General features: G+C 70.8%; 15 protein-coding genes. 3 read left to right on the plus strand and 12 right to left on the minus strand.

Annotated features, from left to right (window positions below):
* Positions 1-265 precede the first annotated feature (265 nt).
* The 9 genes from ACZ52J_RS26130 to ACZ52J_RS26170 form a co-directional block, all read right to left on the minus strand.
* Positions 266-1789, minus strand: coding sequence for a CoA-acylating methylmalonate-semialdehyde dehydrogenase (locus tag ACZ52J_RS26130; RefSeq protein WP_360504704.1), 1524 nt, complete (start codon positions 1787-1789; stop codon positions 266-268).
* A gap of 220 nt (positions 1790-2009) precedes the next feature.
* The gene (locus ACZ52J_RS26135; protein WP_465622221.1) at positions 2010-2849 is read right to left on the minus strand and encodes a nucleotidyl transferase AbiEii/AbiGii toxin family protein; all 840 of its coding nucleotides are present in this window, start codon (positions 2847-2849) and stop codon (positions 2010-2012) included.
* Positions 2850-2988: 139 nt separating this feature from the next.
* Entirely contained in the window at positions 2989-3420 is a 432-nt protein-coding gene (locus tag ACZ52J_RS26140) for a hypothetical protein (RefSeq protein ID WP_465622223.1), read from the minus strand.
* Between the two features lie 112 nt (positions 3421-3532).
* A complete protein-coding gene (locus tag ACZ52J_RS26145; protein WP_360504701.1) occupies positions 3533-4927 on the minus strand; it encodes an NAD(P)/FAD-dependent oxidoreductase in 1395 nt (464 codons plus the stop codon).
* Between the two features lie 61 nt (positions 4928-4988).
* A complete protein-coding gene (locus tag ACZ52J_RS26150; RefSeq protein ID WP_465622224.1) occupies positions 4989-5792 on the minus strand; it encodes an ABC transporter permease in 804 nt (267 codons plus the stop codon).
* A complete protein-coding gene (locus ACZ52J_RS26155; protein ID WP_465622226.1) occupies positions 5792-6736 on the minus strand; it encodes an ABC transporter permease in 945 nt (314 codons plus the stop codon). Before ACZ52J_RS26155 ends, ACZ52J_RS26150 begins: the two co-directional genes overlap by 1 nt.
* Entirely contained in the window at positions 6733-7875 is a 1143-nt protein-coding gene (locus ACZ52J_RS26160; protein ID WP_465622227.1) for an ABC transporter ATP-binding protein, read from the minus strand. The genes ACZ52J_RS26155 and ACZ52J_RS26160 overlap by 4 nt, the downstream gene beginning before the upstream one ends.
* Before the next feature lie 40 nt (positions 7876-7915).
* Positions 7916-9166: a polyamine ABC transporter substrate-binding protein gene (locus ACZ52J_RS26165; protein ID WP_465622228.1), complete on the minus strand. Its 1251-nt coding sequence runs from the start codon at positions 9164-9166 to the stop codon at positions 7916-7918.
* Between the two features lie 57 nt (positions 9167-9223).
* On the minus strand, positions 9224-10735 hold the full coding sequence (locus ACZ52J_RS26170; protein WP_465622230.1) for a gamma-aminobutyraldehyde dehydrogenase: 1512 nt from the start codon (positions 10733-10735) through the stop codon (positions 9224-9226).
* 398 nt (positions 10736-11133) lie between these two features.
* Here ACZ52J_RS26170 and ACZ52J_RS26175 point away from each other — a divergent pair, with 398 nt between their 5' ends.
* A complete protein-coding gene (locus tag ACZ52J_RS26175; protein WP_465622231.1) occupies positions 11134-12789 on the plus strand; it encodes a PucR family transcriptional regulator in 1656 nt (551 codons plus the stop codon).
* A 10-nt stretch (positions 12790-12799) separates the two neighbouring features.
* On the opposite strand, the gene ACZ52J_RS26180 is transcribed toward ACZ52J_RS26175, so the two are convergent.
* The 3 genes from ACZ52J_RS26180 to ACZ52J_RS26190 form a co-directional block, all read right to left on the minus strand.
* Positions 12800-14002: a polyamine ABC transporter substrate-binding protein gene (locus ACZ52J_RS26180; RefSeq protein WP_465622233.1), complete on the minus strand. Its 1203-nt coding sequence runs from the start codon at positions 14000-14002 to the stop codon at positions 12800-12802.
* Positions 14003-14067: 65 nt separating this feature from the next.
* Positions 14068-15426, minus strand: coding sequence for an aminotransferase class III-fold pyridoxal phosphate-dependent enzyme (locus ACZ52J_RS26185; protein ID WP_465622234.1), 1359 nt, complete (start codon positions 15424-15426; stop codon positions 14068-14070).
* Positions 15427-15607: 181 nt separating this feature from the next.
* Positions 15608-17101 (minus strand): gamma-aminobutyraldehyde dehydrogenase, encoded by a 1494-nt coding sequence (locus ACZ52J_RS26190; RefSeq protein ID WP_360504683.1) that lies wholly within the window; start codon positions 17099-17101, stop codon positions 15608-15610.
* A 250-nt stretch (positions 17102-17351) separates the two neighbouring features.
* On the opposite strand from ACZ52J_RS26190, the gene ACZ52J_RS26195 reads away from it, so the two are divergent.
* Together ACZ52J_RS26195 and ACZ52J_RS26200 are read left to right on the plus strand one after the other, a co-directional pair.
* On the plus strand, positions 17352-17825 hold the full coding sequence (locus ACZ52J_RS26195) for an Lrp/AsnC family transcriptional regulator (RefSeq protein ID WP_030306695.1): 474 nt from the start codon (positions 17352-17354) through the stop codon (positions 17823-17825).
* Positions 17822-19216 carry an aspartate aminotransferase family protein gene (locus ACZ52J_RS26200; protein ID WP_360504681.1) on the plus strand — a complete coding sequence of 465 codons (1395 nt, stop codon included), beginning with the start codon at positions 17822-17824 and terminating at the stop codon, positions 19214-19216. The genes ACZ52J_RS26195 and ACZ52J_RS26200 overlap by 4 nt, the downstream gene beginning before the upstream one ends.
* Positions 19217-19258: the final 42 nt, after the last annotated feature.

Consider the following 19258-nt stretch of genomic DNA (forward strand, 5'->3'; position numbering starts at 1 on the left):
ATAAAACGAACACGCCGAATAAGAACCGAGCCGCGACGCACAAATGCAGACGCAACCCAGCCCGAACCTGGGAAGTGGTGTTTCAGAGGATTGGCTACCCCGGGACCGTCCGCGCCGATGCGTGTCCGGTGCTCCCTGCCGAGCAGCTCGAAGAACTCTACGCGCTTCGGCAGGCTGATGCAAACGCGGATGCGGCGTGCGGGCAAGAGCACGCCGGCCGGACCCCGGGAGAGGGGTCCGGCCGGCGTGTCCGCGCGGTGCGGGCTCAGCTGTTGGTGGGGAAGCCGAGGTTGATGCCGCCGTGCGACGGGTCCAGCCAGCGCTGGGTGACGGCCTTGCCGCGGGTGAAGAACTGCACGCCGTCCGGGCCGTACGCGTGGGCGTCGCCGAAGAGCGAGGCCTTCCAGCCGCCGAAGGAGTAGTAGGCGACCGGCACCGGGATCGGCACGTTGATGCCGACCATGCCGACCTCCACCTCGAACTGGAAGCGCCGGGCCGCGCCGCCGTCGTTGGTGAAGAGGGCGGTGCCGTTGCCGTACGGGTTGGCGTTGATCAGCGCCAGGCCCTCCTCGTAGGAGGAGACGCGCACGACCGAGAGGACCGGGCCGAAGATCTCGTCGTTGTAGACGGACATGCCGGGCTTCACGTGGTCGAACAGCGTCGGGCCGAGCCAGAAGCCGTCGGCGGTCGGGGTGCCGTCCTTGTCCTCGGCGGTGACCGGGTGCTTGCGGCCGTCCACGGCGAGCTCGGCGCCGTCGGCGACACCGGACTCCACGTAGGAGGTGACCTTGTCACGGTGCTGGCCGGTGACCAGCGGGCCCATCTCCGAGTCGCCGTTGCAGCCCGGGCCGACCTTGAGGGTGGCCACCCGCTGCTTGATCTTCTCGACCAGCTCGTCGCCGATCGGGTCGACCGCGACCAGGACGGACACCGCCATGCAGCGCTCTCCCGCCGCGCCGAAGCCGGCGTTGACGGCGGCGTCGGCGGCCAGGTCCAGGTCGGCGTCGGGCAGGACCAGCATGTGGTTCTTGGCGCCGCCCAGGGCCTGCACGCGCTTGCCGTAGCGGGTGCCGGTCTCGTAGACGTAGCGGGCGATCGGGGTGGAGCCGACGAAGCTGACGGACTTGATGTCCGGGTGCTCCAGCAGGCGGTCGACGGCCACCTTGTCGCCGTGCACGACGTTGAAGACGCCGTCCGGCAGGCCGGCCTCCTTCCACAGACCGGCCAGGAAGTCGGCGGCGGACGGGTCCTTCTCCGAGGGCTTCAGGACGACGGTGTTGCCGGCCGCGATGGCGATCGGGAAGAACCACATCGGCACCATGGCCGGGAAGTTGAACGGCGAGATGATGGCGACCGGGCCGAGCGGCTGGCGGATCGAGTAGACGTCGATGCCGGTGGAGGCCTGCTCGGTGAAGCCGCCCTTGATGAGCTGCGGGATTCCGCAGGCGTACTCCACGACCTCCAGGCCGCGGGCGATCTCGCCCAGGGCGTCGGAGTGCACCTTGCCGTGCTCCGCGACGATGATCGAGGCCAGCTCGTCGCGGCGGGCGTTCAGCAGCTCCCGGAAGGCGAAGAGCACCGTGGCCCGCCTGGCGACCGAGGCGGTGCGCCACTCGGTGAAGGCCGAGGCGGCGGCGGCCACGGCCTGGTCGACCTCGGCGATCCCGGCGAAGTCGACGTGACCGGCGACCTGACCGGTGGCCGGGTCGAAGATGTCGCCGCGACGGGGCGCCGCACCCGCGGTGGCGACCGGCTTGCCGCCGATCCAGTGAATGATGTGCTTGCTCAAGGTCGTCTGCCTCCGAAGTCCCGGGCGGCGTCCTGCCACCGGTCCGGTCTGGCGCCGCCCGCGAGTGGGCCGGGCGACGGAAATTCACGGGGCTACCGCGCTCGTCTCCAGTCTGCTCGCCGCTTCGGCCCGGCTCAACGAACAGGCTGACGGGGATCTCGGATTCAGCCTTACAGGTCGTCCGGTCGCTACTCCGAACGTGTTCCGCCCACCACGTTGCTCAGGCTTCGTCGTCCTCCGGGGACGGATCCTCCGAAGGTGAACCCTCCGGGTCCGGGTCCTCCGGGTACGGGTCCTCCTGGTCCGGGTCCTCCAGGTAAGGATCGTGCAGCCCGTCCGCCGCCTCCTGGGTCTCCAGCAGGTCCAGCCGCAGGTCCTGCGCCCACGCCAGCGCCCACCGTTTCCGCTCGTCCACCCCGCCGGCCGGAACGCCCCGGGCGCGGAACCGCCCGTCCGCCGCCTCGGCGAGCGTCTCCAGCCGGTCGGCGAGCGCCGCAGGCTGGAAGTCCGGGTCCAATTCCCGTGCCAGTGCGAGCAGTTCGCCCTCCCGGTAGCAGCGGGTGAGCGCGTGGACGTCGATCAGGTCGCGCGGCATGCCTCGGTCCACGAGCAGCGCGGTGGTCAGCGCCGCCACGTCCTCCAGGGCGACGACCGGCAGCACCACCGGTGGCTCGTCCGGCCCGGGCGCGCCGAGGTCGAGCCGGACCGGCCGATGGGCCAGCGGTTCCTTGCGCAGCTCCACCGAGTGCGTCCGGCCGCCCAGCGCCAGCCGGACGGTGAGCTGCTCCAGCCGCGGGGTGCCCGGTCGCTCGGCCACTCCGCCACCCGCCGCGCGGTACGCCTCGGCCAGCGCGTCGGCGACCTCCGGCAGGTCGGCGCCGCCGGTCACCAGGGTGAGCCCGTCCTGTGCGCAGGCCGCGACGCCGTGGGCGCGCAGCGCGTGCCCACCGGCCAGGGCGAGGCCGTACCGGTCGCAGACCGGCGCGGCCAGACCGGCCAGGCGCAGCTGGGCGGGGCCCGGTCGGAGGGACGCGTCGACGGCGTGCGGGGCGGTGGTCACGCCTCCAGTCTGACGCGACCGCCCGTCCCGCGCGCCATCGTCAGCCCCCTCACCACCGGCCGAACCACCCGCCGAAACACCCGCTGAAACACCCGCTGAAACACCCACCGAAGCCGCCGAACCACCCGCCGGACCCCCCTCACCACCCGCCGAGCCCTGCCGCCGCCTCGTGCAGGGCGAGTTCCAGCAGCACCGGGTCGTTGAGCCGCCCGGAGCCGCCCGGCGGGACGAGCCAGCGCACGCCCCGGCTGTTGTGCTCGGGGTGCGGGACGACGATCCAGGTGCCCTCCCCCGCGCTGCGCACGCCCGTGCCGACCCAGCGGGCGGCGGTGCCGAGCGGCACCAGGAAGCTGAGGTGCTCCTCGCCGAAGTCGGTGAGGACGGGGCCGCAGGAGCCGGTGTCCAGGATCTCCAGGGCGGGGCGCCCGAGCCGTCCGGGGACGGAGAGGACGTCCCAGCGGCGGCCGGCCGGGAGCAGCATCAGGCCGAGCCCGGTGCGTTCCCAGTGCTCCCGGAAGAACTCCGGGTCCGCCGCCACCTGGGCGAGCCAGTGCAGTCCGGTGCTCTCCATGTCTGTCCCCGCTTCTTGCCGCTCGTACTGTTCGGGCGCGGCGGGAAAGGCCGAGACCCGCCGTCACCAAGGAGAGGCGGACGGCGGGTCCCGATTACACGGGTCGCGGGGGTCAGCTGTCGAAGCCCAGCCCCAGGCGGTCGAGCGTGCGCAGCCAGAGGTTGCGGTGGCCGCCGTTGCGGTCGGCCCGCTCCAGCGACCGGGTGGTGATCTCGATGCCGGCCCAGCGCACCGGCTCGGGCGGGAACGGCAGCGGCTTGCTGCGGACCATCTCCAGCGAGGTGAGTTCGGTGCGCTCGCCCGCGAGCAGGTCGAGCATCACCTCGGCGCCGAAGCGGGTCGCGCCGACGCCGAGCCCGGTGTAGCCGACCGCGTACGCGACCTTGCCCCGGTACGCGGTGTCGAAGAACGCCGAGAACCGGCTGCAGGTGTCGATCGCGCCGCCCCAGGCGTTGGTGAAGCGCAGGCCCTCCAGCTGCGGGAAGCAGCGGAAGAAGTGGTTCGCCAGGGTGCGGAAGGTCTCCGGTCGCTGGTCGTACTCGTGCCGGACGTGGCCGCCGTAGTGGTAGACCGCGTCGTAGCCGCCCCAGAGGATCCGGTTGTCGGCGGAGAGCCGGAAGTAGTGGAACTTGTTGGCGCTGTCGCCGAGCCCCTGCCGCCCGCGCCAGCCGATCGAGGCGAGCTGCTCGTCGTTGAGCGGCTCGGTCATCAGCGCGTAGTCGTACACCGGCACGATGTACGGGCGGACCCGCTTGAGCAGGGACGGGAACACGTTGGTGCCGAGCGCGACCCGGCGGGCGAAGACCCGGCCGTAGGAGGTGCGGGCGGCCATGCCGCTGCCGTACTCCCGCAGGTCGGTGGCCCGGGTGTGCTCGTGGATCCGCACGCCCTGGCTCAGGCAGGCGTCCTTGAGGCCCCAGGCGAGCTTGGCGGGGTGGACCATCGCCACGCCCTCCTTGTCCCAGAGGCCGCCGAGGAAGGTCGGCGAGTTCACCTCGGCGCGCAGCTGGTCGGCGTCCAGGACGGTGATGTCGAGGCCGTGGCGGGCGACCGCCTCGGCGACCTCGTGGAGCTCCTCGACCTGGTGGGGCTGGGTGGCGACGTCGATCTCGCCGGTGCGTTCCCACTCGGCGTCGATGCCGTAGCGCTTGAGGGTGGCCTCGATGCCGTCGAGGTTGGCGGCACCGAGGCGTTCCAGCTGGGCGAGTTCGGACGGCCAGCGCTCCAGGCCGTTGCCGAAGCCGTGGGTGAGGCTGGCCGCGCAGAATCCGCCGTTGCGCCCGGACGCGGCCCACCCGACCTCGTTGCCCTCGACCAGCACGACGTCCAGCGAGGGGTCGCGTTCCTTGGCGATGAGGGCGGTCCACAGGCCGGAGTAGCCGCCGCCGACGACCAGCAGGTCGCAGGTGGTGTCGCCGACCAGGGCGGGCAGTGCCGCCGGCCGGCCCGGGTCCTCCAGCCAGAAGGGGGTGGGCCTGGCGTCACTGAGTGCGCGAGCGGAGTCCATGCATTATCAGCCACTTTCCACGGATAGGTGTCATGTCGGGCCACCGCTGACCGACCGTACGTCAGGCGGTGGCCTTCCTGCGGTTGCCGAGCCCCTGGCCGGCGACGGTCAGCGCGACGGCGGCGAGGAACATCGCGGTGCCGATGACGTTCACCTGCACCGGGATGCCGCGCTGCGAGGCGCCCCAGACGAACATCGGGAAGGTGACCGTGGTCGGGCCCGAGTTGAACTGGGTGATGATGAAGTCGTCGAAGGAGAGCGCGAAGCTGAGCAGCGCACCCGCCGCGATGCCGGGCGCCGCCAGCGGCAGGGTGACCCGGAGGAAGGTCTGGGTGGGGGTCGCGTAGAGGTCCTGGGCGGCCTGTTCGAGCCTCGGGTCCATGCTCATCACGCGCGCCTTGACCGCCGTCACCACGAAGCTGAGGCAGAACATGATGTGCGCGATGAGGATGGTGGTGAAGCCGAACGGGATGCGCATGTTGAGGAAGAGCGTCCCGAGCGAGGCGGCCATGACCACCTCGGGCATGGCCATCGGCAGGAAGATCATCGCGGTGGTGGCGGAGCGGCCGCGGAAGCGGAAGCGGGCCAGTGCGAAGGCGACCATGGTGCCGAGCACGGTGGCGCCGATGGTGGCGAACACCGCGATCTGCAGGCTGAGCGAGAGCGACTGGCACATGTCGGCCACGCCGCAGGGGTTGGTCCAGGCGTCGGTGGAGAACTCGTTCCACTCGTAGTTGAACTTGCCCACCGGCTTGTTGAACGAGAAGGCGAGCACGACCAGGTTGGGCAGCACCAGGTAGGCGAGGGCCAGCAGGCCGGCCAGCACTACCAGGTGGGCGCGGACCCACTTCAGAATCCGGGACATCAGACCAGTTCCTCCGTCCCGGCCTTGCGCATGTAGACCGTCACCATGCCCAGGATCAGGGCCATCAGGATGAAGCTCAGCGCGGCGGCCGTGGGGTAGTCGAGCACGTTCAGGAACTGTTTCTGGATGCCGTTGCCGACCATCTGCTCGCTCGGCGAGCCCAGCAGCTGGGCGTTGATGTAGTCGCCGGAGGCCGGGATGAAGGTCAGCAGGGTGCCCGCGACCACGCCCGGCAGCGAGATCGGGAAGGTGACCTTGCGGAAGGTGGTGAACGGCCGGGCGTAGAGGTCGCCGGCCGCCTCGTGCAGGCGCGGGTCGATCCGCTCCAGTGAGGTGTACAGCGGAAGGATCATGAACGGCAGGAAGTTGTAGGTCAGGCCGCAGACCACCGCGAGCGGCGTGGCCAGCACCCGGTCGCCGGAGGTGAGGCCGACCAGGTTGGTGAGGTCCAGGACGTGCAGCGCGTTCAGCGCGCCGACCACCGGGCCGCCGTCGGACAGGATGGTCTTCCAGGCCAGCGTGCGGATCAGGAAGCTGGTGAAGAACGGCGCGATGACCAGGATCAGGATGACGTTGCGCCAGCGCTTGCTCGCCTTGAAGGCGATCGTGTACGCGAGCGGGTAGCCGACGGCCAGGCAGAGCACGGTGGCGACAGCGGCGTAGGAGAACGAGCGGACGAAGTGCCACTTGTACTCGACCAGCGCGTCCCAGTACGTCGAGAGGTGCCAGGTGACCTTGAAGCCCTCTTCGAGCGAGCCGGTCTGCAGCGAGGTGGACGCCTGGTAGAGCATCGGGACGGCGAAGAAGACGACCAGCCAGGCGACGCCGGGCAGCAGCAGCCAGTACGGGGTGAGCTTGCGCTTCGGCTTGCGCTCGGCCGTCGGCAGCGGGCTGCCGTCGGGGGGTATGGCCTGGGGCGGCGCGGCCGGGGTGGTGGCGGTCATGCGGCCTCCTCCGCGGTGCCCGCGTCGATCGCCTGCGAGGCGTCCAGGGCGAAGGAGTGCGCCGGGTTCCAGTGCAGCCGGACGGCGGCGCCGGGGACGATCCGGGCGTCGCGCTCCATGTTCTGCTCGAAGACGGTGACCTCCTGGCCGCCGTCGATGCGCACCACGTACTGGGTGGAGACGCCGATGAAGCTGGAGTCGAGCACCGTGCCGGACAGCTTGTTGCGGCCGTCGGCGACCTCCTCGGAGGCGTGCGTGATGGTGAGCTTCTCCGGGCGCACGCCGAGGTGGACGCGCTTGGCGTCGGTGGCGCAGCGCGCCTTCGGCACGGCGAGGCGGACACCGCCCGCGCTCAGCAGCAGGTCGCCGCCCTCGGTGCCGGTGACCTCGGCGGGCAGCAGGTTGGACTGGCCGAGGAAGTTGGCCACGAAGGTGGTGGCGGGGTTCTCGTACAGCTCGGCGGGCGCGCCCAGCTGCTCGACCCGGCCGCCGTTCATCACCGCGATGGTGTCGGCCATGGTCATGGCCTCCTCCTGGTCGTGGGTGACGTGCACGAAGGTGATGCCGACCTCGGTCTGGATCCGCTTGAGTTCCAGCTGCATCTGGCGGCGGAGCTTGAGGTCGAGCGCGCCGAGCGGCTCGTCCAGGAGCAGTACCTGCGGGTGGTTGATCAGCGCGCGGGCGACGGCGACGCGCTGCTGCTGGCCGCCGGAGAGCTGGTGTGGCTTGCGCCGGGCGTACTGGCCGAGCTCGACCAGCTCCAGCATGTCGTCGACCTGCTTCCTGACGTCCTTCTTGCCGCGCCGGCGCAGGCCGAAGGCGACGTTCTCGAAGATGTCCAGGTGCGGGAAGAGCGCGTAGCTCTGGAAGACGGTGTTCACCGGCCGCTTGTACGGGGGCAGGGCGGTGACGTCCTGGCCGCCGATCAGGACGGTGCCGCTGGTGGGCTCCTCCAGGCCGGCGATCATGCGCAGGGTGGTGGTCTTGCCGCAGCCGGAGGCGCCGAGCAGTGCGAAGAAGGAGCCCTGGGGGACGGTCAGGTCGAGCGGGTGGACGGCGGTGAAGGAGCCGTAGGTCTTGCCGATGCCGGTGAGCCGGACGTCTCCGCCGGCGGCCGCGTCGCGCTGCTGGTCTGTCATGGAGTGGTGTCTTCCTGGGTTTCTCTGCCGGGAGTGGGGGTCAGGCGCCGATGAGCTTGGAGAACTTCTGCTCGAAGTCGCTCTCCTCGCTCTCGGTGAGCGTGCGGAACACGTGCGCCTTGGCCGCCATCTCGGGGGTGGGTACGACCAGCGGGTTGGCCGCGGTGTCCGGGGCGAGGGTGGCGAGCTCGTCGGTCATCCCGGTGACGGCGGAGACGTAGCCGATGCCCGCGACCAGCTGCGCCGCGATCTTCGGCTGATAGTAGAAGTCGATCAGCTTTTCCGCGTTCGCCTTGTGCTGCGCCTTGGCCGGAACCAGCATGTTGTCGGTCGAGGAGAGGAAGCCCTTCTCCGGGATGACGAACTCGATGTCCGGGTTGTCGGCGCGCAGTTGGATCAGGTCGCCGCCCCAGGCGATGCAGGCCGCGATGTCGCCGGAGGAGAGTTCCTGACCGTAGTCGTTGCCGGTGAAGCGGCGGATCTGCTTGCTGTCGACGGCCTTCTGCAGCCGGGCGATCGCGGCGTCGAAGTCGTCGGCGGTGAACTTCGCGGAGTCCTTGCCCTGGTCGAGCAGCACCATCCCGATGCTGTCGCGCATCTCGGAGAGGAAGGTGACCCGGCCCTTCAGGTCGGGGTCGTCCAGCAGCTGGGAGACGCTGGTGACCTCCTTCCCCTTGGTCGCCTTCTTGTTGTACGCGACGACGGTCTGGATGCCGGCCCACGGGTAGGAGTAGAGCCGGCCCGGGTCCCAGTCGGGGGCGCGGAAGCGCGATTCGACCGTGGTGATCGCGGTGGTGACGTTCGCCGGGTCGAGCTTCTGCACCCAGCCGAGCCGGATCAGCCGGGCGGCCATCCAGTCGGTGAGCACCATCAGGTCGCGGCCGGTGTCCTGGCCGGAGGCGAGCTGCGGCTTGATCTTGCCGAAGAACTCGACGTTGTCGTTGACGTCCTCGTTGTACTTGACCTTGATCCCGGTGGCCTGGGTGAAGGCGTCCAGGGTGCCGTGCTTCTCCTTGTCCTTCTCGTCGGTGTCGATGTAGAGCGGCCAGTTGGAGAAGGCGACCTCCTTCTCCGAGTCCGAGAGGTCCTTGGCGGCGTTCGCGGTGGAGTCGCCGGTCGACCGGGGGGCCGCCGGGATGCCGCAGGCCGCCAGGGTGCCCGCTCCGGCGGTGAGGGCGGCGGCGCGCAGCAGGGTGCGGCGGCCGAGTGCGGCCCGGCCGCTGGTCAGGCTGCGCTCCCACGCCTTGCGGACCGGTTCGGGCAGACCGTCGGTGAGCTCGTTGAACGCCATGGAACGGGCCTCCTGGGGGGAGAGAGGGGGCGTGGGGGAAGCGCCCTTGTCCGGGGGTTATCTGTCTCCGAAGACGGTGCGGTGCCAGTCCTTGCGGGCCACCGCGGTGGTGTCGAACATGACGTGCTTGACCTGGGTGTACTCGTCCAGCGAGTACTGGGACATGTCCTTGCCGTAGCCGGACGCCTTGTAGCCGCCGTGCGGCATCTCGCTGATGATCGGGATGTGGTCGTTGACCCAGACGCACCCGGCCGCGATCTCCCGGGTGGCGCGCAGCGAGCGGTGCACGTTGCTCGTCCAGGCGGAGGCGGCCAGGCCGTACGGGGTGTCGTTGGCCAGCCGCAGGCCCTCGTCGTCGCCGTCGAAGGGCAGCACGACCAGCACCGGGCCGAAGATCTCGCCCTGGACGACCTCGCTGTCCTGGGCCGCGCCGGTGATCAGGGTGGGCGGGTAGTACGCGCCCCGGGTGAGGTCGGTGCCGTCGTGGCCCTTCTCCGGCACCTGTCCGCCGGTGACCACGGTGGCGTACGAGCGGGCGCGCTCCACGAAGCCGGCCACCCGGTCCCGGTGGGTATACGAGACCAGCGGGCCGAGGTCGGTCCGCGGGTTCAGCGGGTCGCCGATCCGGATCGCCGCGAACAGCTCGGCCACCCCGGCCACGAAGGCGTCGTACAGCGGGCGCTGGACGTACGCGCGGGTGGCGGCGGTGCAGTCCTGGCCGCTGTTGATCAGCGAGGCGGCGACGGCGCCGTGCACGGCGGCGTCCAGGTCGGCGTCGTCGAAGACCACGAACGGGGCCTTGCCGCCGAGTTCCAGGTGGGTGCGCTTGACGCTCGCGGTGGCGATCTCGGCGACCCGCCTGCCGACGGCGGTGGAGCCGGTGAAGGAGACCATCGCGACGTCCGGGTTCCCGATCAGGTGCTCGCCGGCGGTGCGCCCGGCGCCGGTGACCACGTTGACCACGCCGTCCGGGATGCCTGCCGCGGTGCAGGCCCGGGCGAACATCAGCGAGGTCAGCGGGGTCAGTTCGGCCGGCTTGAGCACGATGGTGTTGCCCGCCGCGATCGCCGGGAGGATCTTCCAGGCGGCCATCTGCAGCGGGTAGTTCCACGGCGAGATCGAGCCGACCACGCCGATCGCCTCGCGCCGCACGTACGAGGTGTGGTCGCCGGAGTACTCGCCGGCCGCCTTGCCCTCCAGGTTGCGGGCGGCACCGGCGAAGAACGCGGCGTTGTCGATGGTGCCGGGGACGTCGAACTCGGTGGCCAGCTTGACCGGCTTGCCGGTCTGCGCGGTCTCCACCCGGGCGAGGTCGCCGCAGGCGTCGGTCAGCACGGCGGCCAGCCGGGTGAGCGCCTCGGAGCGCGCCCCGGGGGTGGCCGAGGACCAGCCCGGCAGGGCGGCCTTCGCGGCGGCGACGGCCGTGTCGACGTCCTCGGCGGTGGCCAGGGCGACCTGCTCGACCACGCTGCCGTCGGCGGGGTTGACGACCTGGAAGGGCTCGCCGTTCCCCCGGGTCAGGCGGCCCGCGATGTACTGCGCGCCCGCGCCGAAGTCGGTCAGGTCCATCTGGTTCCTCCAAGTGCCGGTGGTACGACTGAGCGACGGAGCGCCGCCTCCCGCCGTGGGGGTCTGCGGGGTGCGGGAATCCGTCCTGTCGATCATCGGGGTTGCGCGATCCTGACAGTCCGGTTGGCTCCGGACAAGGGATTCCACGGTTGCGTTCTGGTCAACGCGACGGATTCCGGCGTGAGGTCGGTTTTCCGCCACAGCCGACCCGCTGACCATGCCCGGTGCCGCCGGGGCGTGACAAGGGTCACTGCGACAATCTCGACACGAAGGGCCTTACAGGGTGCAAGGGTCCCGCCAGGGCAACAGGTCGTTGCGGGGATGGATGATTCACCTGACACTCTGACCACCTCTGCCCACCCGTCCCCGCTCTGGTCCCCCGGCCATGGAGGCCCGCGATGCTCCCCACCGTCGCCCGAGTACTCGACCTGGAGGTGATGCGGCGCGGCCTGCCCCAGGTCGTGGCCGGCGCCGACCACCTGGAGCGGCCGGTCCGCTGGGTCCACGTCAGCGAGCTGCCCGACGTCGCCGGGATGCTCCGGGGCGGCGAGCTGGTGCTGACCACCGGCATCGCGCTGCCCGAGGACCGCGAGGGCCTGGCCCGCTACGTCCGCGAGCTGGACGAGGTCGGGGTGGCCGGCCTGGTCGTCGAGTACGGGCGGCGCTACTTCGACACGCTCCCCCGCGCGCTGGTCAACGCCGCCGAGCAGCGCGGGCTGCCGCTGATCACGCTCCGCCGCGAGCTGCGCTTCGTCGCCGTCACCGAGGCCGTGCACGCCCTGGTGGTCAACGCCCAGCTGGAGCAGCTGCGCGCCTCCGAGTCGGTCCACCAGGTGTTCAACGAACTGGTGGTGGAGGGCGCCGAGCCGCCCGAGGTGATCCGGCAGGTGGCCCGGATGGCGGGCGGGCCGGTCATCCTGGAGAACCTGGCCCACCAGGTGCTCGCCCACGACACCGCCGGGCGTCCGGAGGCCGAGGTGCTGGAGGACTGGGAGCGCCGCTCGCGCGGGGTCCGCCCGTCCGGCCGCACCGGCCACGACCCGCGCAGCGGCTGGCTGGTCACCACCGTCGGCGCCCGCGGCCAGGACTGGGGCCGGCTGGTGCTGGTCCTGGAACCCGGCCCGCTGCCCGAGGGCGAGACCCACCCGCACGCGATGCTGCTGGAGCGCGGCGCCTCCGCGCTGGCGCTCAACCGGCTGGTGGTCCGCGACCGGGAGAGCCTGGAGCGGCAGACCCACCGCACCCTGCTCTCCGGCATCCTCACCCACGCGCTGACCGTCTCCGAGGCGGCGCTGCGGGCCCAGGCGCTCGGCGTCCCGCTGGAGGGCCGCCGGCTGGTCGGCGTGGTGCTGCGGCAGCGGCGCGGGCCGATCCCGGCCGCGCTGGAGGCGCAGTCCCGGCTGCGCGACTTCACCGAGCTGGCCGCGAGCGCGGTCCGCTCCTGCCGGCTCTCCGCCCTGGTCGGCGCGCTGGACGACGAGGCCGTCGGCCTGCTGATCTCGCTCGGCGCCCAGCAGGACGAGCACTCCGCGCTGGACTCCTTCTCCGCCGCCCTGCGCCGGATGTCCGCCGAGGCCGCCCGGGAGGGCGCCGACCCGGCGGGCCCGGTGGTCGCGGTCGGCTCCTCCGTCGGCTCGGTCCGCGACGCCCGGCGCACCCTGCTGGAGGCCACCCAGGTCGCCGACGCCGCCCTGCACGACGCGCCCGGCGGCGGCCGCACCTCCTCCTACTACCGGCTGCCGGACGTCCGGCTGCGCGGCCTGCTCCACCTGCTGCGCGACGACGCCCGGCTGCAGACCTACGTGGAGCGCGAGCTGGGCCCGCTGCTGGCCCACGACGCCGAGCACAACGGCCAGCTGGTGCAGATGCTGCGGATCTACCTGGAGCAGGGCCGGAACAAGTCGGCCGCGGCGGACGCCGCGCACCTGTCCCGGCCGTCCTTCTACGACCGGCTGCACAAGGTCGAGCGGATCCTCGGCGTCGACCTCGACCAGGTCGAGTCCTGCCTGTCCCTGCACGTGGCGCTGCTCGCCCTGGACGCCGTACGGCGCTGAGCCCCGCGCGTCACACCCCGGTGATGCGGCCCCAGACCTTGTGCAGCTCCGGCCGCTCGGCCGAGGTGACGTCACGCATGGTGCGCAGCCGGGCCCGCATCTCCTCGGTCGGGAACACCAGCGGGTTCTCGGCGAGTTCGGCCTTCTCCTTGTCGCCGCTGGCAGCCAGCACCTCGCGGGCGGCCGGCACCGGGCAGATGTACTGGACGAACGCGGCGAGTTCGGCGGCCACCTCGGGCTGGTAGTAGTAGTCGATCAGCAGCTCGGCGTTGCGCTTGTGGGTGGCGCGGTTGGGGATCATCAGGCTCTCCGCCCACAGCTCGCCGCCCTCCTCCGGCACCACGAACTCGATGTCCGGGTTCTCGGCGGTGAGTTGGACCGCGTCGCCGGAGTAGGCCTGGCAGGCGAGCGCAGCGCCGGAGGCGAGGTCGCTGGTGTAGTCGTTGCCGGTGAAGCGGCGGATGTGGCCGGTGTCGACCATCTTCTGCACCAGGTCCATCGCCTTGTTCGCGTCGTCGTCGCCGAACGTCGCGATGTCCGCGCCCTGGGAGAGCATCAGCAGCCCGAGCGCCTCGTCCAGCCCGGCGAACAGCGTGATCCGGCCCTTGAGGTCGGGTGCCCACAGGTCGGCGGTGGACTTGATCTCCCGGCCGAGCGCCTTGCGGTTGTACGCGATGCCGGTGATCCCGGACTGCCACGGCACGCTGCGCCGGCGCCCGGGGTCGAAGCCCGGGTTCGCGAGCTGCGGGTCCAGGTTGGCGGTGACGTTGGGCAGGTTGGCCCGGTCCATGGCCTGCACCCAGCCCAGCGAGACGTACCGCCCGGCCATCCAGTCGCTGATCACCATCAGGTCCCGGCCGGGGGTGGCGCCCTGGGTGAGCACCGGGCTGATCTTGCCGAAGAACTCGTCGTTGTCGTTGATGTCCTCGGTGTAGGTGACGTCGATCCCGGTCTTCTCGCTGAAGCCGTCCAGGGTCGGGCGGCCGCCGTGGTCGTCGGTGTCGATGTACTGCGTCCAGTTGGAGAAGGCGAGCCGCTTGTCGGTCTCCGAGCGGTCCGGCGCCGAGCGGCGGTCCTCGGGGACGTACGCGGACGGGATCCCGCAGCCGGTCAGGGTGCCGGCGCCGAGCAGCGCGGCCCCACCGAGCACGGAACGTCGGCGCAGCACGGCGGAGTCGGGCGTACGGCGGGTCAGGGTGGAGCTGCTGGGCATGGCGGAGCCTTCCGGAGCGTGGGACGGCCCCGGGCACAACTGCCCGGGGCCGTCCTGGAGGTACGTCAGACAGTGTGCGCGTCGGTGAGCGACAGCACCTCGTCCAGCACCGCGAGGCCGGTCTTGGCCTCCTCCTCGGTGACGGTGCACGGCGGGACGACGTGGAAGCGGTTCATGTTGACGAACGGCCAGAGCCCGCGCCGCTTGCAGGCGGCGGCCAGCTCGGCCATCGGCGCGTTGGCGGCGCCGGCGGCGTTGTACGGCACCATCGGCTCGCGGGTCTCCCGGTTCTTCACCAGGTCGAGCGCCCAGAACACGCCCATGCCGCGGACCTCGCCGATCGACGGGTGCCGCTCGGCCAGCTCGCGCAGGCCGGGGCCGAGCACGGTCTCGCCGATGTGCTTGGCGTTCTCGACGATGCCCTCCTGCGCCATCGTGGTGATGGTCGCCACCGCGGAGGCGCAGGCCAGCGGGTGGCCGGAGTAGGTGAGTCCGCCGGGGAACGGCCGCTCGGCGAAGGTGGCCGCGATCTCGGCGCTGATCGCCACGCCGCCGAGCGGCACGTAGCCGGAGTTGACGCCCTTGGCGAAGGTGAGCAGGTCCGGGGTGACGCCCCAGTGGTCGGCGGCGAACCACTCACCGGTGCGGCCGAAGCCCGCCATCACCTCGTCGAGGATGAACACGATGCCGTGGCGGTCACAGATCTCCCGCACCCCGGCCAGGTAGCCCGGCGGCGGGATCAGGATGCCCGCGGTGCCGACCACGGTCTCCAGGATGACGGCCGCGACGGTGCCCGGCCCCTCGAAGGCGATCACCTCCTCCAGGTGCCGCAGCGCGCGCTCGCACTCCTGCGCCTCGTTCTCGGCGTGGAAGTTGGAGCGGTAGGCGTACGGGCCCCAGAAGTGCACCACGCCGGAGACCCCGGTCTCGTTGGCCCAGCGCCGCGGGTCGCCGGTGAGGGCGATCGCGTTGGCGGTGGCGCCGTGGTACGAGCGGTAGGTGGACAGCACCTTCTGCCGGCCCGTGTGCAGCCGGGCCAGCCGGATCGCGTTCTCGTTGGCCTCGGCGCCGCCGTTGGTGAAGAAGATCTTGTCCAGGTCGCCCGGGGTGCGCTCGGCGATCAGCCGGGCGGCCTCGCTGCGCGACTCGACCGCGAAGCCGGGTGCGATGGTGCAGAGCTTCGCCGCCTGCTCCTGGATCGCGGCAACCACCTTCGGGTGCTGGTGCCCGATGTTGGTGTTGACCAGCTGCGAGGAGAAGTCGAGGTAGCGGTTGCCGTCGTAGTCCCAGAAGTACGAGCCCTCGGCGCCGGCCACCGCGAGGGGGTCGATCAGCGCCTGGGCGGACCACGAGTGGAAGACGTGCGCGCGGTCGGCGGCCTTGACGGCCTGGCCGGCGGCTGAGTCAGCGGTGGGGATGCTCATGCCGGTAAGGCTAGGACGGGCCGCGCGCGAAGTGCAGTTTCATCTTGTCAGTCGGTCGCCCGATCCGTCGACAGGGTGCAAAGACACCGGGCCCGGGGCGGAAAGCCCCGGGCCCATTGTCAGTTCATACGACCTGAATAGGTCAGATCGCGGTCATACTGCGCCCGACGGTCATGACCCGCTAGATCGCGGTCATGACGTGCTTCACGCGGGTGTAGTCCTCGAAGCCGTACGACGACAGGTCCTTGCCGTAGCCGGACTTCTTGAAGCCGCCGTGCGGCATCTCGGCGACCAGCGGGATGTGGGTGTTGATCCAGACGCAGCCGAAGTCCAGGCGGCGCGACATCCGCATGGCGCGGGCGTGGTCCTTGGTCCACACCGAGGAGGCCAGCGCGAACTCGACGCCGTTGGCGTACTCGACGGCCTGGTCCTCGTCGGTGAACTTCTGCACGGTGATGACCGGGCCGAAGACCTCGTTCTGGATGATCTCGTCGTCCTGGTTCAGGCCGGAGACGACGGTCGGGGCGTAGAAGTAGCCCTTGTCGCCGACCCGGTGGCCACCGGCCTCGACCTTGGCGTGGGCGGGCAGCCGCTCGATGAAGCCGGCGACCTGCTTCAGCTGGTTGGCGTTGTTCAGCGGGCCGTACAGCACGTCCTCGTCGTCCGCGCCGCCGGTCTTGGTCTCGGCCGCGGCCTTGGCCAGCGCCTCGACGAAGGCGTCGTGGATCGACTCGTGCACCAGCACGCGGGTGGCGGCGGTGCAGTCCTGGCCGGCGTTGAAGTAGCCCGCGACCGAGATGCCCTCGACGGCCTCGGCGATGTCGGCGTCCTCGAAGACCACGACCGGGGCCTTGCCGCCCAGCTCCAGGTGGACGCGCTTGACGTCCTTGGACGCCGACTCGGCGACCTGGATGCCGGCCCGGACCGAACCGGTGATGGAGGCCATCGCCGGGGTCTTGTGCTCGACCATCAGCTTGCCGGTCTCGCGGTCGCCGCAGATGACGTTGAAGACGCCGGCCGGCAGGTCCAGGTCCTTGAGGATGCCGCCGATGATCTCGGCCAGCAGCACGGTCGAGGCCGGGGTGGTGTCCGAGGGCTTCAGGACGACGGCGTTGCCCGCGGCGATGGCCGGGGCGAACTTCCAGACGGCCATCATCATCGGGTAGTTCCACGGCGCGACCTGGGCACAGACACCGACCGGCTCGCGGCGGACGATCGAGGTCATCCCGTCCATGTACTCACCGGCGGCCTTGCCCTCCAGCAGGCGGGCGGCACCGGCGAAGAAGCGGATCTGGTCCACCATCGGGCCGATCTCCTCGGAGAGGGTCAGCGCCCGGGGCTTGCCGGTGTTGCGCACCTCGGCGTCGACGATCTCGTCGGCCCGGGCCTCGACCGCGTCGGCGATCTTGAGCAGCAGCTTCTGCCGGGTGCTCGGGGTGGAGTCCCGCCAGATCGGGAACGCGGCGGCGGCGGAGGCCATGGCGGCGTCCACGTCCGCGGCACCGGACAGCGGCGACGTCGCGTACACCTCGCCGGTGGCCGGGTCGACGATGTCGAGCGTGCGGCCGTCAGCCGCGTCGACGAACTCACCGTTGATGTAGTTGCGCAGCGTGCGAAGGTCGCTCACGGATCTCTCCTCGGTCTGGGCCTGCGGCGTTGCAGATTCCGGCGCCATGGTACGTCGGCGGATCCGGCGTACGAAGGGCGCCGAGTGGCCGTGCCCGAAGCGGCGCGGTCCACTGGTGGCGGTATGCGCGGCACCTCGCGGGGCCGCGCGCGTACCGTGTCAGGGTAGCCGCACGACGGCTGGTATCGACAGGCAGACTCCGTGTACGCGATGAAATCCGTACGCGTTTTCCAAGATCACGACGAAATCAGCAGCTTCCAAGCTTGCGAACACGGGAACGATCAGGCACAGTGGCCGCGTGGCCAACCGCGACCGGAACGCCAGCGTTCCCCTCGACGCCGCCTCCAAGGCGATCATCGAGCAGCTGCAGGAGGACGGGCGTCGCCCGTACGCCGCCATCGGCAAGGCCGTCGGCCTGTCCGAGGCAGCCGTACGGCAACGCGTCCAGAAGCTGCTCGACCAGGGCGTGATGCAGATCGTCGCCGTCACGGACCCGCTCACCGTCGGCTTCACCCGCCAGGCGATGGTCGGCATCCGGGTCGAGGGCGACATCGAGCCCGTCGCCGACGCGCTGGCCGCCCTCGACGAGGTCGACTACGTCGTCTGCACCGCAGGCTCGTTCGACCTCCTGGCCGAACTGGTCTGCGAGGACGACGAGCACCTGCTCGAAATGATCAACAAGCGCATCCGCGCCCTTCCCGGCGTGCGGAGCACCGAGAGCTTCGTTTACCTGAAGCTCCGGAAACAGACCTACACCTGGGGCACCCGATGACAGCCGACCCGGCGCAGAAGGACCTTTCCAAGACCGCTTACGACCACCTGTGGATGCACTTCACCCGCATGTCGTCGTACGAGAACTCCCCCGTGCCGACGATCGTCCGGGGCGAGGGCACCTACGTCTGGGACGACAAGGGCCGCAAGTACCTCGACGGCCTGGCCGGCCTGTTCGTCGTCCAGGCCGGCCACGGCCGCGAGGAGCTCGCCGAGGCCGCCGCCAAGCAGGCCAAGGAGCTCGCCTTCTTCCCGGTGTGGAGCTACGCCCACCCGAAGGCCGTCGAGCTGGCCGAGCGCCTGGCCAACTACGCCCCCGGCGACCTGAACAAGGTCTTCTTCTCCACCGGTGGCGGCGAGGCCGTCGAGACCGCCTGGAAGCTCGCCAAGCAGTACTTCAAGCTGACCGGCAAGCCGACCAAGTACAAGGTCATCTCCCGCGCCGTCGCCTACCACGGCACCCCGCAGGGCGCGCTGTCCATCACCGGCCTGCCGGGCCTGAAGGCCCCGTTCGAGCCGCTGGTGCCGGGCACCCACAAGGCGCCGAACACCAACATCTACCGCGCCCCCGCCTTCCTGGAGAGCCCGGACGGCACCGTCGACCCCGAGGCCTACGGCCGCTGGTGCGCCGACGAGATCGAGGTGGCCATCCTCAACGAGGGCGCCGAGACCGTCGCCGCCGTCTTCGTCGAGCCGGTGCAGAACGCCGGCGGCTGCTTCCCGCCGCCGCCCGGGTACTTCCAGCGCCTGCGCGAGATCTGCGACCGCCACGACGTGCTGCTGGTCTCGGACGAGGTCATCTGCGCCTTCGGCCGCCTGGGCACCATGTTCGGCGCCGACAAGTTCGGCTACCAGCCCGACATGATCACCTGCGCCAAGGGCATGACCTCGGGTTACTCCCCGATCGGCGCCACGATCATCTCGGACCGCCTGGCCGAGCCGTTCTACAAGGGTGACAACACCTTCCTGCACGGCTACACCTTCGGTGGCCACCCGGTCTCCTCCGCGGTGGCGCTGGCCAACCTCGACATCTTCGAGCGCGAGGGCCTGAACCAGCACGTCCTCGACAACGAGGCCGCCTTCCTCGGCACCCTGAACAAGCTGCGCGACCTGCCGATCGTCGGCGACGTCCGCGGCAACGGGTACTTCTACGGCATCGAGCTCGTGAAGGACAAGGTCACCAAGGAGTCGTTCAACGACGACGAGGTCGAGCGCGTGCTCTACGGCTTCCTGTCGAAGGCGCTCTTCGACAACGGCCTGTACTGCCGCGCCGACGACCGTGGCGACCCGGTCATCCAGCTGGCCCCGCCGCTGATCTCCAACCAGTCGACCTTCGACGAGATCGAGCAGATCCTGCGGACCAGCCTCACCGACGCGTGGGCGAAGATCTGATCCCCTGAGCCCTCTTCCCCACCCTCCGCCGAAGGGCGGCCC

Source organism: Kitasatospora sp. NPDC034035, assembly GCF_055575755.1.

Coding starts and splice junctions, on each gene's coding strand:
- ACZ52J_RS26190 (WP_360504683.1), bottom strand. CDS start 17,101: ATGGCGCCGGAATCTGCAACGCCGCAGGCCCAGACCGAGGAGAGATCC.
- ACZ52J_RS26145 (WP_360504701.1), bottom strand. CDS start 4,927: ATGGACTCCGCTCGCGCACTCAGTGACGCCAGGCCCACCCCCTTCTGG.
- ACZ52J_RS26180 (WP_465622233.1), bottom strand. CDS start 14,002: ATGCCCAGCAGCTCCACCCTGACCCGCCGTACGCCCGACTCCGCCGTG.
- ACZ52J_RS26160 (WP_465622227.1), bottom strand. CDS start 7,875: ATGACAGACCAGCAGCGCGACGCGGCCGCCGGCGGAGACGTCCGGCTC.
- ACZ52J_RS26170 (WP_465622230.1), bottom strand. CDS start 10,735: ATGGACCTGACCGACTTCGGCGCGGGCGCGCAGTACATCGCGGGCCGC.
- ACZ52J_RS26175 (WP_465622231.1), top strand. CDS start 11,134: ATGCTCCCCACCGTCGCCCGAGTACTCGACCTGGAGGTGATGCGGCGC.
- ACZ52J_RS26155 (WP_465622226.1), bottom strand. CDS start 6,736: ATGACCGCCACCACCCCGGCCGCGCCGCCCCAGGCCATACCCCCCGAC.
- ACZ52J_RS26150 (WP_465622224.1), bottom strand. CDS start 5,792: ATGTCCCGGATTCTGAAGTGGGTCCGCGCCCACCTGGTAGTGCTGGCC.
- ACZ52J_RS26165 (WP_465622228.1), bottom strand. CDS start 9,166: ATGGCGTTCAACGAGCTCACCGACGGTCTGCCCGAACCGGTCCGCAAG.
- ACZ52J_RS26185 (WP_465622234.1), bottom strand. CDS start 15,426: ATGAGCATCCCCACCGCTGACTCAGCCGCCGGCCAGGCCGTCAAGGCC.
- ACZ52J_RS26200 (WP_360504681.1), top strand. CDS start 17,822: ATGACAGCCGACCCGGCGCAGAAGGACCTTTCCAAGACCGCTTACGAC.
- ACZ52J_RS26140 (WP_465622223.1), bottom strand. CDS start 3,420: ATGGAGAGCACCGGACTGCACTGGCTCGCCCAGGTGGCGGCGGACCCG.